The 16481-nt window shown below is 66.0% G+C and carries 17 protein-coding genes; 12 read left to right on the top strand and 5 right to left on the bottom strand.

The annotated features are described in order from the left end of the window. The first annotated feature begins 1 nt into the window (after nt 1). The 11 genes from SBP01_RS08695 to SBP01_RS08645 all read left to right on the top strand — a co-directional run bounded on the left by SBP01_RS08695 (nt 2) and on the right by SBP01_RS08645 (nt 10794). On the top strand, nt 2-1108 hold the full coding sequence (locus SBP01_RS08695) for an enolase C-terminal domain-like protein (RefSeq protein ID WP_320538133.1): 1107 nt from the start codon (nt 2-4) through the stop codon (nt 1106-1108). Nucleotides 1109-1152: 44 nt separating this feature from the next. Continuing rightward, a complete protein-coding gene (locus SBP01_RS08690) occupies nt 1153-1764 on the top strand; it encodes a hypothetical protein (protein WP_320538132.1) in 612 nt (203 codons plus the stop codon). Next, nucleotides 1764-2519 (top strand): ZIP family zinc transporter, encoded by a 756-nt coding sequence (locus SBP01_RS08685; RefSeq protein ID WP_320538131.1) that lies wholly within the window; start codon nt 1764-1766, stop codon nt 2517-2519. The genes SBP01_RS08690 and SBP01_RS08685 overlap by 1 nt, the downstream gene beginning before the upstream one ends. A gap of 85 nt (nt 2520-2604) precedes the next feature. Further along, entirely contained in the window at nt 2605-4410 is a 1806-nt protein-coding gene (locus tag SBP01_RS08680; RefSeq protein WP_320538130.1) for a glycoside hydrolase family 15 protein, read from the top strand. 110 nt (nt 4411-4520) lie between these two features. Next, nucleotides 4521-5213: a histidine phosphatase family protein gene (locus SBP01_RS08675; protein ID WP_275215605.1), complete on the top strand. Its 693-nt coding sequence runs from the start codon at nt 4521-4523 to the stop codon at nt 5211-5213. 23 nt (nt 5214-5236) lie between these two features. Next, on the top strand, nt 5237-5791 hold the full coding sequence (locus tag SBP01_RS08670) for a DUF3090 domain-containing protein (RefSeq protein ID WP_275215604.1): 555 nt from the start codon (nt 5237-5239) through the stop codon (nt 5789-5791). Further along, nucleotides 5791-6558: an SCO1664 family protein gene (locus tag SBP01_RS08665; protein ID WP_275215603.1), complete on the top strand. Its 768-nt coding sequence runs from the start codon at nt 5791-5793 to the stop codon at nt 6556-6558. The genes SBP01_RS08670 and SBP01_RS08665 overlap by 1 nt, the downstream gene beginning before the upstream one ends. Nucleotides 6559-6624: 66 nt before the next feature. Then, nucleotides 6625-7659, top strand: coding sequence for an AAA family ATPase (locus SBP01_RS08660; RefSeq protein ID WP_275215602.1), 1035 nt, complete (start codon nt 6625-6627; stop codon nt 7657-7659). Nucleotides 7660-7712: 53 nt separating this feature from the next. Beyond that, nucleotides 7713-8453 (top strand): SDR family oxidoreductase, encoded by a 741-nt coding sequence (locus tag SBP01_RS08655; RefSeq protein ID WP_320538129.1) that lies wholly within the window; start codon nt 7713-7715, stop codon nt 8451-8453. Between the two features lie 277 nt (nt 8454-8730). Further along, nucleotides 8731-9771 carry an NAD(P)-dependent alcohol dehydrogenase gene (locus SBP01_RS08650; RefSeq protein WP_320538128.1) on the top strand — a complete coding sequence of 347 codons (1041 nt, stop codon included), beginning with the start codon at nt 8731-8733 and terminating at the stop codon, nt 9769-9771. A 126-nt stretch (nt 9772-9897) separates the two neighbouring features. After that, complete coding sequence (locus tag SBP01_RS08645) at nt 9898-10794, top strand: NmrA family NAD(P)-binding protein (protein WP_320538127.1); 897 nt, start codon at nt 9898-9900, stop codon at nt 10792-10794. 84 nt (nt 10795-10878) lie between these two features. Here SBP01_RS08645 and arr read toward each other — a convergent pair whose 3' ends face one another. After that, nucleotides 10879-11298, bottom strand: a complete 420-nt coding sequence (gene arr, locus SBP01_RS08640; protein ID WP_414004281.1) for an NAD(+)--rifampin ADP-ribosyltransferase — start codon at nt 11296-11298, stop codon at nt 10879-10881. 209 nt (nt 11299-11507) lie between these two features. Here arr and allB point away from each other — a divergent pair, with 209 nt between their 5' ends. Next, complete coding sequence (gene allB, locus SBP01_RS08635) at nt 11508-12851, top strand: allantoinase AllB (protein WP_320538125.1); 1344 nt, start codon at nt 11508-11510, stop codon at nt 12849-12851. Nucleotides 12852-12877: 26 nt separating this feature from the next. On the opposite strand, the gene SBP01_RS08630 is transcribed toward allB, so the two are convergent. The 4 genes from SBP01_RS08630 to SBP01_RS08615 all read right to left on the bottom strand — a co-directional run bounded on the left by SBP01_RS08630 (nt 12878) and on the right by SBP01_RS08615 (nt 16444). Next, the gene (locus tag SBP01_RS08630) at nt 12878-14857 is read right to left on the bottom strand and encodes an amino acid transporter (protein WP_320538124.1); all 1980 of its coding nucleotides are present in this window, start codon (nt 14855-14857) and stop codon (nt 12878-12880) included. Between the two features lie 153 nt (nt 14858-15010). Continuing rightward, nucleotides 15011-15217 carry a hypothetical protein gene (locus SBP01_RS08625; protein WP_275215597.1) on the bottom strand — a complete coding sequence of 69 codons (207 nt, stop codon included), beginning with the start codon at nt 15215-15217 and terminating at the stop codon, nt 15011-15013. A gap of 69 nt (nt 15218-15286) precedes the next feature. Then, the gene (locus SBP01_RS08620; RefSeq protein ID WP_320538123.1) at nt 15287-15709 is read right to left on the bottom strand and encodes an arsenate reductase ArsC; all 423 of its coding nucleotides are present in this window, start codon (nt 15707-15709) and stop codon (nt 15287-15289) included. A gap of 60 nt (nt 15710-15769) precedes the next feature. Next, nucleotides 15770-16444, bottom strand: coding sequence for a helix-turn-helix domain-containing protein (locus SBP01_RS08615; RefSeq protein ID WP_320538122.1), 675 nt, complete (start codon nt 16442-16444; stop codon nt 15770-15772). Between the last annotated feature and the right edge of the window lie 37 nt (nt 16445-16481).

Raw genomic sequence — 16481 nt, 5'->3', positions numbered from 1 at the left:
GGTGCCGGCTGCCTCCACCCCGGTCACCGCCGTACGGGCGAGCGCCTACACGGTGCCCACCGACGCGCCCGAAGCGGACGGCACCTACAGCTGGGACTCCACCACCCTGGTGCTGGTGGAAGCGGACGGCGGCGGGAAGAGTGGCCTGGGCTGGACGTACGCCCCGGCCCCGGCCGCCGCCCTGGTGGAAGGTTTGCTCGGCCCCGCCGTCGAGGGCATCGATGTCTTGGACGTGCCGGCCGCAGCGGCAGCGATGGCCCGGGCGGTGCGCAATCCCGGCCGGACCGGGATGGCGTCCTACGCTGTTTCCGCCGTCGACTGTGCCCTGTGGGACCTGAAGGCCCGGCTGCTGGAGGTGCCGCTGCACAAGCTTCTCGGCGCAGTCCGTGACCGGGTTGCCGTCTACGGCAGCGGCGGGTTCACCACCTACACCGAAGGCCAGCTGCGGGAGCAGCTCCAGGGCTGGGCCCAGGAGCTGCACATCCCGCGCGTGAAGATCAAAATCGGGCAGGACGGCGGAACCCATGTGGCACGGGACCTGGACCGCATCCGGCAGGCACGTGCCGCCGTCGGGCCCGGCACCGAACTGTTCGTGGACGCCAACGGAGGCTACACCGTCAAACAGGCGGTCCGGGTGCTGCGCGAGGTTGCGGATGAAGACGTGACGTGGTTCGAAGAACCCGTGTCCAGCGACGACCTCGCCGGGCTGCGGACCGTACGCGCCGCCGTCGACGCCGACGTGGCAGCCGGTGAGTACGGCACCGGCCTTCAGTACTTCCAGCGAATGTGCGGCGCGGGCGCGGTGGACTGCCTGCAGGCGGACGTCAGCAGGTGCGGCGGGATCAGCGAATGGCTGCGCGTCGCCGCGGTTGCTGCGGCGCACGGCCTGGACGTTTCGGGGCACTGCGCACCCCACCTGAGCGCCGCCGTCGCCGCCGCCACTCCCAACTTCCGGCACCTGGAATGGTTCCACGACCACGTCCGGATCGAAAACCTCTTCTTTGACGGCACGCTTGACCCCGACGGCGGGTGGGTACGGCCCGGAAAGTCCCCCGGCAACGGGCTGTCCTTCCGCAGTACTGACGCCGGCCACTACCGGGTCCGGTGAGAATCAGGAAGCCATGGACAACAGCAAGGACTGAAAGGAAGCCCATGAGCACCACCCCAGACAGCGTGAACCCGGCCGGCGCCAAACCGCTTGACCCCGACCCCACAGGCCAGGACCCCAGCGCCCAGGACCACGGCGCGAAAGAGAAAGTGCTGCTGCAGTCAGTAATTTTCGAGGTCACGCGGGAAGCCGAGGGCAGGAGCCTGCCCGACATCCGGGACATGCTGGAATCCGGGTTCTCGCGGAGCGGCGTCACTGCCCCCACCAATACGTGGCTGGACGCGGTGGCTTCCGCGGCCTTCTATGGCGAGCCCTACATCATCGACCTCCCCGCCGCCCTGGCAGCAGACACGGCCGTGACGGCACCGAATCCCGAAGTCCGGGAGCGCCTGGCCTCGCGGCGGGAACTGCGGAACGAAAAGCTGCCCGCCGGGACCTTTCCTCCAGCCTCCGCCTGGGAGCTGGATGACAGTGAGGTCACCGGGAGAACATCCGAGCCGGGCCCGGACGCCCGGGCAGTGATGGAAAGCACCCGCACGGCGCGGCAGATGCTGGCCGTGGCAGCGGCAAGTGCGGCCGTCCTCGTGGGCATTGCGGTGGTCCGGGCGGTGACTGCCCGGCGGCGGAGGCGGCAGGCGACGGCGGGGGGTGCCTGATGCCGGAGTGGTTGCAGGCATGGATGTGGGGCACCATTGCCGGCGGCGCACTGGTAGTCGGATGCGCGCTGGCGTGGAAGTGGAAGATTCCGCCAAAAGTGGTGTCCTCCGTCATGTCCTTCGGCGCCGGAGTCCTGATCTCCGCACTGTCCTTCCAACTGGTCGAGGAGGCCGTGAACGGCGGCGGTCTATGGCCGACCATCGGCGGGTTCGCCACCGGCGCCGGCCTCTATGTCGCCGCCAATTCCCTGCTCGCCAGTAGAGGTGCCAAGCATCGTAAACGCTCCGGCGGCAAGCAGCCATCGGAACAAGAGCAACCCGGCAGCGGGACGGCCATCGCCATAGGGGCGCTGCTGGACGGCATACCCGAGTCGGTGGTCCTGGGCGTCGGCCTGGTGACCGCGGGAGCCGTTAGCCCTGCAATGCTGGCCGCCGTCTTCATCTCTAACGTCCCGGAGGGCCTGTCCAGCACTGCGGGGATGAAAAGGGCCGGACGCGGGGGTGGGTATGTGTTCGGTGTGTGGGGCGGCATTGCCGTGCTCTCCGGGCTTGCTGCGCTGCTCGGATTCCTGGCCTTGCAGGGCGCACCCGAAGAAGTGGTCGCCTTCATTACCGCCGTAGCGGCCGGAGCCATCCTGGCCATGCTCGCCGACACGATGATTCCCGAAGCCTTCGAAGAACATCATCTGCTCACTGGGCTGATCACCGCCGCGGGTTTCCTCGCCGCCTTCACGGTGGACCAGGTGGGCGGGTAGATGGCGGGCTGGGACTTTCTGTTACTTGACTACTTGACGGCCGTCCTGGCGGTTTTGGCGTAAGTCACGACATTTGGAGGGACAGATGACAGGAATCGAAGATTACGCGATCATCGGCGACCTGCACACCGCGGCCCTGGTGGCCCGCAACGGGTCCGTCGACTGGATGTGCCTGCCCAACTTCGACTCACCGGCCTGCTTCGCGGCGCTGCTGGACACCCCTGAAGCGGGACGCTGGCTGTTGGCCCCGGCGGGCGCCGGCAACTGCACCCGCCGGCGCTACCGGCCCGGCACGCTGATCCTGGAAACGGAATGGGACACTGCCGAGGGAAGTGTCAGGGTCACGGACTTCATGCCGGCCCGGGACGATTCGGTGGACATGGTGCGCATCGTGGAGGGCCTGAAAGGCAGCGTTCCCATGCAGGGGGAACTACGCCTGCGCTTCGACTACGGCCGCATCGTGCCATGGGTCCGCCGCATGGACCACGGCATCAGTGCCGTCGCCGGCCCGGACGCCGCCTACCTCAGCACGCCCGCCCCGCTGGAGGGCCGCGATATGCGCACCGTCAGCGAGTTCACGGTCAGGGCCGGAGACCGGATCCCGTTCGTCCTGCGGTGGGCACACAGCTACAAACCGGTTCCGGACCGGACCGACCCCGAACGAGCACTGGCCTCCACGCAGGCTTTCTGGGAACAATGGATTGGCCGGAACAGCATGGCCGGGGACTACAAGGACGCCGTGGAACGGTCCCTGATCACGCTCAAGGCCCTGACCTACGCCCCCACCGGGGGCATCGTTGCCGCCGCCACCACTTCCCTGCCCGAGGATCCCGGCGGCAGCCGCAACTGGGACTACCGCTTCTGCTGGCTGCGGGACGCCACCCTGACGCTGCAGTCCCTGCTCGCCTGCGGCTACAAGGACGAAGCTGCGGCATGGCGGGAGTGGCTGCTGCGCGCCGTCGCCGGAAACCCCGCAGACCTGCAGATCATGTACGGCCTGGATGGCACACGCCGGCTGCCCGAAGCCGAACTGCCCTGGCTGGCCGGGTACGAAGGCTCCAGGCCGGTCCGCACGGGAAACGCCGCCGCCCCGCAACTGCAGCTGGATGTCTGGGGCGAGGTCCTGGACGGGCTGGCCCTCACCCGCGCCGCGGATCCCGGCACCACTGACGATTCATGGGACATCCAGGTGGCCTTGATGGAATACCTGGAAGGAGAGTGGGACCAGCCCGACAACGGGCTGTGGGAAATGCGGGGCCCCCGCCGCAAATTCACCCACTCCCGGGTCATGGCCTGGGTCGCGGCGGACCGGATGGTCAAGGCCGTCCGGGAATCCGGCCTTCCCGGCCCCGCGGACCGCTGGGCCGCGTTACGGAAGACGATCCACCACGACGTCATGACCCACGGCTTCGATGAAAAGCGCAACACGTTCGTCCAGTCCTACGGCAGCACCGAACTCGACGCCAGCCTGCTGCTGATCCCCCGCGTCGGGTTCCTCCCCCACGGCCACCCCCGCGTCGCCGGCACCGTCGAGGCGATCCAGCGGGAACTGACCCGGGACGGGTTCGTACTCAGGTACCGCCCGGAAGCCAGCGACGACGGCCTGCCGGGCACCGAAGGCGTCTTCCTCGCGTGTTCCTTCTGGCTCGCCGATGCACTCGTGGGTATCGGGCGCCGGGACAAAGCCGTGGACCTGTTCGAACGCCTGCTCACACTGCGGAACGACGTGGGCCTGCTCAGCGAGGAATGGGACCCCCGCAACAAACGGCAACTGGGCAACACGCCCCAGGCCTTCAGCCACTTCCCGCTCATCCACTGCGCCCTCCAGCTGCGCCACGGCCCCCACCACAGCAACACCCCCGTCCGGACCCACGAGGCGGGTCAGCACTAACTTGGGTGCCAGGGCCGCGCCGCCGCGGCGTTCAGCCCGGTTGCTTATCTGCCTCTTCGACGCAAGAGCCGGTGGCGCAGCGGCGTTGAGCGGTTGGTTAGGCTTGGTGCATGGCGACAGTTATTCTCGTGCGGCACGGCCGCACCACAGCCAATGCCACCGGGCTTCTGGCCGGCCGGGCCGTCGGCGTCAACCTCGACGAGATCGGGCGCGACCAGGCGGCGCTGACTGGGGACCGGCTCGCGGTCGTGCCGGTAGTCGGGGTGGTGTCGAGCCCCCTCGAGCGTTGTCAGGAGACCGCCCGGCTCATCCTTGATCGCCAGGGCGGCACACCGTACGCGCCGGTCGATCCCGATCTCACCGAATGCGATTACGGCCAGTGGCAGGGCCGCATGCTCAGCGATCTCGCCACCGAGGATCTGTGGCCGGTGGTGCAGTCGCAACCGTCCGCGGTCGTCTTTCCCGGCGGTGAATCCATGGCCGCGATGCAGGCTCGGTCGGTGGCGGCAATTCGACGCCACGATGCGGCCTTCGAAACCGAGTTTGGGCCGGGGGCCGTATGGGTGGCGGTAAGTCACGGCGACATCATCAAATCAATCCTCGCCGACGCGCTCGGCATGCACCTTGACCTGTTCCAGCGTATAAACGTGGGCCCCGCCTCCGTTTCGATCGTGCGCTACGGCGCTGGTCGGCCGAGCGTCCACGCGACCAACACCGACGCGGGTGATCTTTCGTGGCTCTCGAACGGCACCCGCTCCGGCGACGCGCCGGTGGGCGGCGGGGCTGGACACACGGCACCATGAATCTCATGGCCTAAAATACTGACATGCCTACACGTGTTCATGAGTTTGCCTGGCCTGATCGGGTCGTCGTCGGCACCATTGGTCTTCCGGGGGCCCGAACGTTCTACCTGCAGGTGCGGGCCGGGACCCAGATCGTCAGCATCGCCATGGAGAAGCAGCAGTCGGCTTTGCTCGCCGATAAAATCGACGAAATCCTCGACCAGCTGCTCACCGTCGAAGGCAACCCCCACAGCGTCCCCACCAGTACCCCCATTGAACTCGTTGACAATGACCAGCTCGAGGCCGTTCAGGAGCAGTTTCGAACCGGCGCCATGAGTTTGGGCTGGGACCCGACGACGGCGCAGGTGGTCATAGAGGCCTACCCGATCGCCGAGGTCGACGATGATGAGAACAACGAACCGTTGGATGGGGACGATGCCGAGGTGCCCGAGATGCTGCTGGTGCGGATGCCGGTTGGCACTGCCCGCGCCTTCGCTAAGCGCACGCGTGAGGTAGTAGGCGCCGGGCGTCCCGCGTGCCCGCTCTGCGGTTACCCCGTGGACGCCGACGGGCACGTCTGCACCCGGCCTGAAGACTGATGCCGGCACCTGACCTGCTTAACGCCGAGCTGACGCTCACCGGGCGCATAACGACAGCGTCGAATGCGACCTTCCTGGGCAGCGTCGGGGACACGACGGTGGTCTATAAGCCGATAGCCGGGGAGAAAGCGCTGTGGGATTTTCCCGACGGCTTCCTTGCCCACCGGGAGGTTGCCGCCTTCCTTGTTTCGGAGGCCCTCGGATGGAACGTGGTGCCTCGCACCTGGCTGCGCGATGGTCCGTTCGGCGAAGGGATGGTGCAGCTGTGGCAGGAGACAGATCCCGAGCAGAGCGCGGTGGACCTCGTTGCGTCGGAACACGTACCGGAGACCGGCTGGAAGCAGGTCCTCGAAGGTCAGGATGAGAATGGGCGGATGGTCGCCCTCATACACGAGGACTCTCCGGCGCTCAGACGCATGGCGGTCTTCGACGTCGTCGTCAACAACGCCGACCGTAAAGGCGATCACATCCTTGCCATGCAGGGCGGACACCGGCACGGGGTGGACCATGGGCTCACCTTCCACCGTGACCACAAGCTGCGCACGGTGCTGTGGGGATGGTTGGGGGACGCTCTCACGGACGAGGAACGCGATGGCATCGACCGTGTCATCGAAGGACTGAGCGGCGATTTGGGCCGGAACCTGGCGGACCTGCTCAGTGCCGAAGAAATCGCATCGCTCGCCACGCGCTGCGCCCGCCTTCGGCTGGCAGGACGGTTTCCGGCTCCGAGCGGCGAGATGTCTGCGGTGCCCTGGCCGCTGTTCTAGGACATTTACGGCCACCGCAAGAGGCCACGCCAATCCCTGTGGGGAATGGAGTACTACAGTTGATGCATGGCTGCCAGCCGCAATCCGCTCGATGACCTGCGCGAAACCATCGGCCATCTGGCCGATCAACTCAAGCTGCCCGGTTCGCAGCGCGTCGACGATCTGGTCGGCGATCTCATCGGCGCGAGGCCCGGGCCGGCCCGGCCGCTGTCCGAGCTGCAGGCCGAGCTCGATGCGCTGGTCGGACTGGAGTCCGTGAAGGAACAGGTGCGGGCCCTCGTCGCACTGCTCCAGGTCCAGGCCCGCCGTAAGGCGCACGGCCTGCCGGAAGTAGCCACATCACAGCATCTGGTCTTCCTCGGCAACCCGGGCACGGGCAAGACCACTGTGGCGCGGCTTTTGGCCGAGATGTACCGTGCGGTTGGACTGCTGCAGAAAGGCCACCTCGTCGAGGTCGACCGTTCGGGCTTGGTGGGGCAGTACGTCGGCGCAACCGCCATCAAGACGGACAGGGTGATCCGGCGTGCGCTGGACGGTGTCCTGTTCATCGACGAGGCCTACGCGCTGGCTCCCGAGGATGGCCGGATGGACTTCGGCCCCGAAGCCATCGAGGTCCTGCTCAAGCGGATGGAGGACCACCGCCACCGCCTGGTCGTGATCGTGGCCGGGTACCCCCGGCTGATGGAGTCCTTCCTGCTTTCAAACCCCGGACTGCGCTCACGGTTCGCCCGCGAGATCACGTTCCCCGACTACTCCGTCGACGAACTTCAGACGATCTTCCATCAGATGCTGGCCCAGCACGAGTACACACTGGAGCCCGACGCGGACCAGATGCTGCGCCGCATCTTCACCGGTCTCCACGCCGGCGAGGACTCCGGCAACGCACGGTTCGCCCGCACCCTGTTCGAACAAGCGCTCAACCGCCAGGCCCTGCGGCTGTCACTCGACAAGGAACAAAGTCTCGACGCGCTCGATCGTGAGGCCGTCATGACGCTCACCGCGGACGACATTGTCGAGGCCGCGCTGGCCCTGGGTGAGGAGCCGGAACCGGAACCGACGCCCGAACCCGAGCGGTCACGCTGGTGGCGGTGGCAGGTCTGACCGATGTCCGTTTGGGCCCGGTCCTGGCTTCGCGGATGGCATAGGATCAACGGATGACTGAGCCGCGTCCCCTTGTCTTGATTACCGGGGTCGGACGCAAGATCTCGATCGGCACCGAGATCGCCCGCCGGCTTGCTGCGGACGGGTGGGACATCGCCTTCGCGAACCACAGTCCGGACAGTGGATTCGTCGATGAGTTCTCCCTCGAGCTGCAAGAACTCGGGGCCAAGACCTTTACATCCGACACTGACCTCGCCGACCCGTCGGCTCCCGAGACATTGATGCAGGCGGTTGCAGCGCAGTTGGGGCCCGTCCGGGCACTCGTGGCCAGCCACGCCCTGTCCGTCGACAGCAGCATCCTGGACACGTCAGTCGAGAGTTTTGACCGGCATTTTGCGGTCAACACGCGTGCCAGTTGGCTCCTGATCAAGGCGTTCGCGCAGCAGTACGCCTCGGCTCCCGGCCTGGGCCGGATCGTGGCCCTGACGAGTGACCACACAACTCACAACCTTCCTTACGGAGCAAGCAAGGGCGCGCTTGATCGAATCGTGATCGCCGCCGCTGGAGAGCTCGGGCACCTGGGTATCACCGCAAACATCGTTAATCCCGGTCCGGTAAACACCGGATGGATCAGTCCGGAAGCCGGGGAGGCCCTGAGCCGGGAGACCGCCCTGGGCCGGCTCGGCACCCAAGGAGACGCGGCGAACCTCGTGTCTTTCCTGCTCTCCGAGCGCGGAGGCTGGATTAACGGCCAGCTCCTGCACTCCAACGGCGGCTTCCACCTGCCTTTCTAGACATGCGGTCCGCCCTTCAGCGCTGCCCGCTTCATTCTCAGGCCGCCACGTGACCACTCCGGCGTTTCGGCATGGACCGGTCAGCAGCTCTTGTCTGGCTTGAGGGCTGCGCCGGTCCAGGTGTTGACGGTATTCGGCGTTGATTTCATAGCTGCGGGTCAGATTGAGCCCTTATTTGTCGCTGGTACCTCCAGTTGAGAGCTAAGTACGGGCTGCGGAATCGCAGGCCCTCTGCTTAGAGTGGGGGCACTACGTCCGCGACGACAAAGGAGAAACCGTGAAGGCCCTTCAGTACCGTGCGATAGGCGCACCCCCGGAGGTTGTTGAAGTCGACATGCCCGAGCCCGGCCCCGGGCAGGTCCGGCTGAAGGTCACGGCGGCCGGTGTGTGCCACTCGGATGAGTTTGTCATGGGTCTGCCGGAGGATGTGTACCGCGCCAGCTACCCGCTGCCGATGACGTTGGGCCATGAGGGCGCCGGCGTCGTGGACAAGCTGGGTGAGGGTGCGGTCGGCCTGGAAGTGGGTGAGTCCGTGGCGGTCTACGGGCCTTGGGGCTGTGGCTACTGCTACGCCTGTTCGCAGGGTCATGAGAACTATTGCGAGAACGCCGCCCGCCTGGGCATCACCCCGCCGGGCCTCGGATCCCCCGGGTCGATGGCGGAGTACATGCTTATCGACAGCCCGCGCCACCTGGTGCCCCTTGGCGACCTTGATCCGGTGCAGAATGTCTCGCTCACCGACGCGGGGCTGACCCCGTACCATGCGATCAAAGCGTCGCTCGGAAAGCTCGTGCCGGGTTCGGTAGCCGTCGTTATCGGCGCCGGCGGCCTGGGCCACGTCGCCATCCAGATACTCAGGGCTATCACCCCGGCCACCGTCATTGCTTTGGACCTGAATGAAGAGAAGCTCAGCCTGGCCCAGGAGGTCGGAGCCCATTATGCCTTCATCTCGGACGCCGGCGCGGTCGATAAGATCCAGCAACTGACCCTCTCCCGGGGTGTCCAGGCAGTATTCGACTTCGTGGGCGCACAGCCCACCCTGGACCTGGGCAGCAAGCTGGTGCGCGTCGGCGGGGACCAGGTCATCGTAGGTGTCGGCTCGGGACAGCTGCCCGTGGGCATGCTGGACAAGCCTTTTGAATCTTCCATCCGCGCCCCTTATTGGGGTTACCGGTCAGAACTTTTCGAAGTTCTGGAACTTGCCCGCTCAGGTGCAGTCAAGGTGGAAACGGAGGTCTTTTCCCTTGGCGACGCCCCACAGGCCTACGAGAAACTGCACGCGGGCAAGCTGCGGGGACGGGCCGTCATCGTCCCCTGAAGCCTGAAACAGCTTAACCGAAAGCCGACGCCAGAGGACGCTCTACGGTCCAATGGTTTGCCGCAGCATACTTGGCGCCGGGATCGGGCTCGGCGCCGCACCGACAAACCGTACAGAGAAGAGCACATGATCACTACCGCCACCGTCCTCGTCGCCGGAGCCACCGGTGACCTCGGCCGCCGCATCGTTCGCGAACTTCTCCGCCACGACACCCTCGTCCGCGTTCTGACACGCCCCGGGACCGGGACCGCCCATGGCATGTTCCACGAGGTTGCCTACACGGACCGGGCCGGCCTCGCCTCAGCACTGTCCGGCGTCGACACCGTCATTTCAGCCGTCAGCGGTGCCCGTCCGGTCATCGTCGATGCGCAGCGGGCGCTCCTCGCCGCCGCCGTCGCAGCAGGGGTGGCACGGTTCATCCCGTCGGACTATTCTGCGGACTACCGGCGGATCACCCCCGGCAGCAACCGCAACTTCGAGCTCCGTCGCGAGCTCGCCGCGGACCTCGATGCCGCCCCCATTCGCGTAACTTCAGTGTTGAACGGGGCGTTCGCCGACATGCTCACCGGTCAGGCGCCCATGATTCTATTTAAGCGTCATCGCGTCCTGTTCTGGTCCTCACCGGACCAGATTCTCGACTTCACGACCAAGGACGACGTCGCCCGCATTGTCGCGCTTGCCGCCCTCGATGCGAAAGCTCCCCGCGTCGTCGAGATAGCTGGCGATCGTGTCACCGCACGTAGTATCGCCGGAACCATGACCGAACTCACGAAGACACCGTTCTCCCTGCAATGGGCCGGTACCACCGGCACATTGGCGGCCATGAGCAGGATCGGCAGGTACCTGTCGAAGGACAAAGACCAAGCCTTCCCCGCGTGGCAGGGCATGCAGTACTTCGTCAGCATGTTCAACGGCGAGGCCGAGCTCCAACACATCAACAACGACCGCTATGGTCCACACGATTGGACCTCAGTCCGCGATGTCCTCGACGTACACCTCAAGGAGACAACTGACGGTCACTGATCCAATGCACTCAAGGGTAGTCAGTCAACGAACAGCGCCCCAACGCTCCAAGGCGGCGAAGGCGGAGCGGTGCTTGCCCTACTTTCAGTTGATAATTTCGCCTCGTTCATCCCCAAGGAGTGCTGCCAGGCGTTCTTTCCACGCCCGTAGTTCCTCGGGTGCCAACCGTGTCCAGTCGGTGACTTCGCCGATGACCCGGAGCGGGTCACTGCTGCGGTAGGACCGGGTGGGGTTGCCCGGGAATTTCTTGTCTGTGACGTTCGGGTCGTCCTCGAAGGGGCCGGTCGGCTCGACGGCGTACACCCGCGGCGCGCCGTCGCCTGCAGCGAGTTCTGCCGCGAGTCCCGCGCCGTTCGGAAGGGCCGTGAAGTAGATGTGGTTCATCACCACTTCGGGGCGGTAGTTCGACCTGAAGCCGGGACTCAGGAGGTCACCGTCCCGGAGGTCAGCTTTCGTGCCGTGATAGAACGGCCCGTCGTCGAGCGCTTGATTCACACCGTACATCCTAATCCGACGGCGTCGCCGCGGCCTCCGAGCGGCCACGAAATGTGTGTTCCCCACTGGGGCGTACGTCTACGCTTTGACTGGACTCGAAACCGATGTAAACAGGTGCATAGCAGAGGCACGGCCCCTGCTGGAACGGCTGGGCACCCAGATCAGTGCGAAGCCGGCGGTCACCAGGCCCGCCACCGCAAGTACCAAGGAGGACCTCCGTGTCTGAAGACCGCTTTGACCTCGTCGTCCGGGGCCAGCGCATCCTGACCACCGTTGGCATCGCCCCACGCGAAGTGGGCGTCCGCGGCGGCAAGATCGCGGCCATTGAACCGCTGGGCAACGGCTTGGCCGGCGCGGAAGTGATCGAACTGGCCGACGACGAGACGCTGCTCCCGGGCCTGGTGGACACGCACGTCCACGTCAATGAGCCCGGCCGCACCGAATGGGAGGGCTTTGCCTCCGCCACCCGGGCCGCGGCGGCCGGCGGCGTCACCACCATCATCGACATGCCGCTGAACTCCGTCCCGCCCACCACCACGGTGGAGAACCTCAAGCTCAAGCGCGAGGTGGCCGAGGACCAGGCCTTCGTGGACATCGGGTTCTGGGGCGGGGCGATCCCCGGCAACAAGGCGGACCTCCGCCCCCTGCATGACGAGGGCGTCTTCGGCTTCAAATGCTTCCTCGTGCACTCCGGCGTGGACGAATTCCCGCACCTGGATGCGGACGAGATGGAGGAGGACATGGCCGAGCTGAAGTCCTTCGACTCGCTCATGATCATCCACGCCGAGGACTCGCACGCCATCGACCGTGCACCCCACCCCGGCGGTGACCACTACTCCACGTTCCTGGCCTCCCGCCCGCGCGGCGCCGAGAACAAGGCCATCGCGGAGGTCATCGAACGGGCCCGCTGGACCGGTACACGTGCGCACATCCTGCACCTCTCGTCGTCGGACGCGCTGCCCATGATTGCCAGCGCAAAACGCGACGGCGTCAAGCTCACCGTGGAGACGTGCCCGCACTACCTGACCCTGACTGCCGAGGAAATCCCCGACGGCGCCACCGCCTACAAGTGCTGCCCGCCCATCCGCGAGGCATCCAACCGGGAGCTCCTGTGGCAGGGCCTGCAGGACGGCACCATCGACTGCATCGTTTCGGATCACTCGCCCAGCACACTTGACCTCAAGGACCTGGAAAACGGTGACTTTGCCGTGGCCTGGGGCGGCGTCTCCTCCCTGCAGCTGGGCCTGTCCCTGATCTGGACCGAGGCCCGGCACCGCGGCATCCCGCTCGAACAGGTGTTGTCCTGGATGGCGGAAAAGCCGGCCGCCCTGGCCCGCCTCACCAACAAGGGACAGCTGGCGCTGGGCTACGACGCCGATTTCGCCGTCTTCGCGCCGGATGAGGCTTTCGTGGTGGACGTGTCCAAGCTCAAGCACAAGAACCCCATCACCCCATACGACGGCCAAGCCCTGTCAGGTGTGGTTCGGAAGACGTTCCTCCGCGGCGCAGTGGTGGACGGCCAGACCCCCACCGGCAGGCTCATCCGCCGCGGCGGCATCTGAGGCAAGCCATGGCCCGGCAGGGATGCTCACCCGACATGGATCCCCGGCCGACGGTCCTTCTCAGGCTCGACTTCACGGAGGATTTCGCGCACCAGCGGAGGCGTGTCACCCTGGCCGAGGAACAGGTAACGCATGAGGTGGTTGATCGGGCTGCCCTCCGACCATTCGAAGTAGCACTGGGGGTTTACTCCTGTGGAGTCCCGCATGGCCAGCAGCACCGCCGCGATCGCGTTCGGTACTGCCGGGGACTTCACCCTAAGCACGCGATAGCCCTCGACCTCGGTGCCTTCGACCCGGAGAGTGTGGCTGAACTCCGAGGGGTCGGAGATCTCGATCTCCAGGAAGATGACGTCGGCGGGGCCCGGCACGGGGTTCAGCCCGCGCTGTTCGTACTCCTTCTCGGCGTACTCCGCCTTGTCACCGGACTGCTTCTTGTTGGCGATGATGTGCAACTCGCCGTCGAAGGCAATCGAATCGGTGATGAACTGGCGGGCGGCGTCGTCGAACTCGATGGTGTCCACGCGCAGTTCGGTGGAGCGGGTGACCCGCGAGACGAGCGAGACCGCAATGATTCCGGCGATGAAGAACCCCGAGATGAGGATGCCGTCTGGTTTCTCGAGAACGTTGTCGCCCAGCGCATACAGCAGCACCAGGGTCAGGGCGCCGAAGCCGATGGTCCCGGCGCGACTGTGCCGCCGGAGAGCTGAGACGGTCACGGCGACAGCTCCGGAGACCATCATGGCCAGGATGCCGGTGGCGTAGGCGCCGGCTTGGGCGTTGACGTCGGCCTTGAAAGCGATGGTGATCCCGATGCTCAGCACCGTATAGACGATGACCACAGGGCGGACGGCACGGCCCCATTCCGGTGCCATGCCGTAGGCGGGCAGGTAGCGGGGCACGATGTTGATCAGTCCGGCCATGGCCGACGCCCCGGCGAACCAAAGGATCAGGGCGCTGGAAATGTCGTACACGGTCCCGAACCCGGCGCCGAACAGGTCATGGGCGAGGAAAGCCAGGGCGCGGCCGTTGGCCTGGCCGCCGGCCTGGAATTCGTTGGCCGGGATCATGACCGTGGTGAGGAAGCTGGTGGACATGAGGTAGACGCTCATGATGAGGGCGGCGGTGGTGAGCAGCTTGCGGGTGTTCCGGACCCGGGAGGCCATGACCTCCTCCGGGGTGTCCCCGGTGGCTTTGATTAGCGGCATCATGGACACGCCGGTCTCGAAACCGGACAAGCCCAGGACCAGAAGCGGGAACGCGATGACGGCCGGGCCGATCAGCTCCATGGGGCCGCCGCTCGAGCTGGCCATCAGCCGGTCGGTCCAGCCGGAGATGAGGCTCGGGTCGGAGAAAATGTGCATAAACCCGGCGGCGACGACGGCGGCGTTCAGCAGCAGGTAGACGGCCACCAGCGGGATGGCGACACCGACGGCCTCGTTAAATCCGAGCAGGAACACCCCGCCCAGGATCAGCAGCAGAATCACGGTGATGATCACAGCGCTGCCTTTCAGGCCTTCCGGCATCATCGGGTTCTCCAACAGGTGCACCGTGGCGTCGGCGCCGGAGAGCGTAATGGTGATGATCCACGAGGTCGCGACGAAGCCGAGCAGCAGCAGAACGAAGAACTTGCCGCGCCAGAAGGGCAGCAGCTTCTCCAGCATGGCGACGGAGCCCTGCCCGTGCGGGCTCTCCTGCGCAACCCGGCGGTACATGGGCAGCATGCCCAGCAGCGTCAGGGCCACGATCAGTAGGGTGGCTAGCGGGGACAGGGCTCCGGCGGCCAGGGCGGCGATGCCGGGCAGGTAGGACAGAGTGGAGAAGTAGTCGACGCCGGTCAGGCACATGACTTTCCACCAGGCGTTGGGTCTGTGGCCGTCCTCGGCCTCGGGACCGGCAGGTGCGACCTGGTTGGCGAGCAACCAGCGGACCAGAGGCTTGCGGTCCCCGGCGCCCCGCTGCTTCAGGGCAACGTAGGCCGGCGTGCCGGGGCCAGAAGCGGTCGTCATGGCGGTCTTTCTGTCAGAGGTTCAGACTTGACCAGGGGGATTTGAAGCACGTAATCCGCATAATTCTAGTAGCCGCTCCCGGAGTTGAGTAAGGCTCAGTCCGCACGGGTCGGCATCAGTCGCACGACAGGACGCCTCGCGCAGGAGTCCTTGTTACTCGGAAATGTCGCCTGTCTGGGCATCTGGCGAAAGCGGTAGCTCCATGAAGGCGTACAGCTCCCGCCAAGCGTTATCCAAACGCATCTCCGCCAACACAATTTCTTCCTTGCCGGCATCATCACCACGCTGCCGCAACTCGTAGAGCTCGTTGTACAGCCCATCGACCTGATCCAAGCGCTTCTTGAATTCCATGTCAGCCATCGGAAAAGACTAGCTGAACGTCAGCGAACGACGACAGAGCCCTGGCGGGCCAATCTCATCCCGGTGACCCTACGTGGCGGCCGGGGTCAGGGAGGCAATGAGCTCCTCGATGCGGGCCTTGATGTCGTCGCGGATCGGTCGCACGGAGTCCAGGCCCTGGCCGGCCGGGTCTGCGAGTTCCCAGTCCTCGTAGCGCTTGCCGGGGAAGATCGGGCACGTGTCGCCGCAGCCCATGGTGATGACGACGTCGGATTCCTTCACGGCCTCCGTGGTGAGGACCTTCGGGATTTCAGCGGACATGTCGATGCCGAGCTCGGCCATGGCCTCGACGGCGGCCGGGTTGACCGTGTCCGCAGGCTGAGATCCGGCGGAACGGACCTCGATCCGGCCCTCCCCGAGGGTGGTCAGAAAAGCGGCGGCCATCTGGGAGCGGCCGGCGTTGTGGACGCAGACGAACAGGACGGAAGGCTTCTTGGCGTTTTCGGTGCTCACGGTATTTCTCCTGGAATCAGTTGGGTGTGGATCGGTTGGGGTGAGGTCATGCGGTGAGGTCTAGGCTGCGTGCAATCGGGGGGCGAGGTCGCTGATGCGCCGGCTGATGTCGGTGAAGGCGTCTTCGAAGGCGTCCTCCGTATTCAGCCGGAGCGGATCCGGCACGGACCAGTGGATGCCCTTGAGGCCGGACAGTTCCTCGTGGGCGTTGTCGCACACGGTTACGACGAAGTCGCCAGCATCAGCCACTTCATCAAGGCGGCGCGGGGGAACGTCTGCAAGGTGGACGCCGTGGCGGCGGGCGACCTCGAAGGCGCCCCCGGCGATGCATTCGGCCGGGTGCGTTCCTGCCGAAATCGACGGGATCCCGCTGGCCTGGTTCCAGAGGGCGACGGCCAGCTGGGACCGGGCGCTGTTGCGCGTGCAGACGAACAGGACGCGGCGGGCTCCGTGTTCACGGCCGGGAGTCAGCCCGTCCAGAGCGCCGGTCGCGAGCCGGATGTAGCTGCGGCGCTTGTCCGCCTCCGATCGGTGGCGGGTGGCCAGGCCCGCGGCTTCAAGGGTGCGCAGGTGGTGGGACAGCAGGTTCGAGGGCATGCCGAGCTCGGCCTGCAGTTCCGTCGGGGAGAGGTCGCTCAGGGTCAGCAGGTCCACGATGCGCAGCCGTGCGGGATCGGCGAGGGCCGCGTGTTTGGCGACGCGGGCGCGGAAGTCACCAACTGAGTCAGTATCCATTGATTCAATTTTGACTGAGTTAATTCTTTCCGTCAAG

The sequence above is a fragment of the Pseudarthrobacter sp. IC2-21 genome (assembly GCF_034048115.1).
GTDB classification, from domain to species: Bacteria; Actinomycetota; Actinomycetes; order Actinomycetales; family Micrococcaceae; genus Arthrobacter; species Arthrobacter naphthalenicus.
Note: the sequence above shows the minus strand (reverse complement) of the source record. Positions and strands in the feature narration are given on the sequence as shown.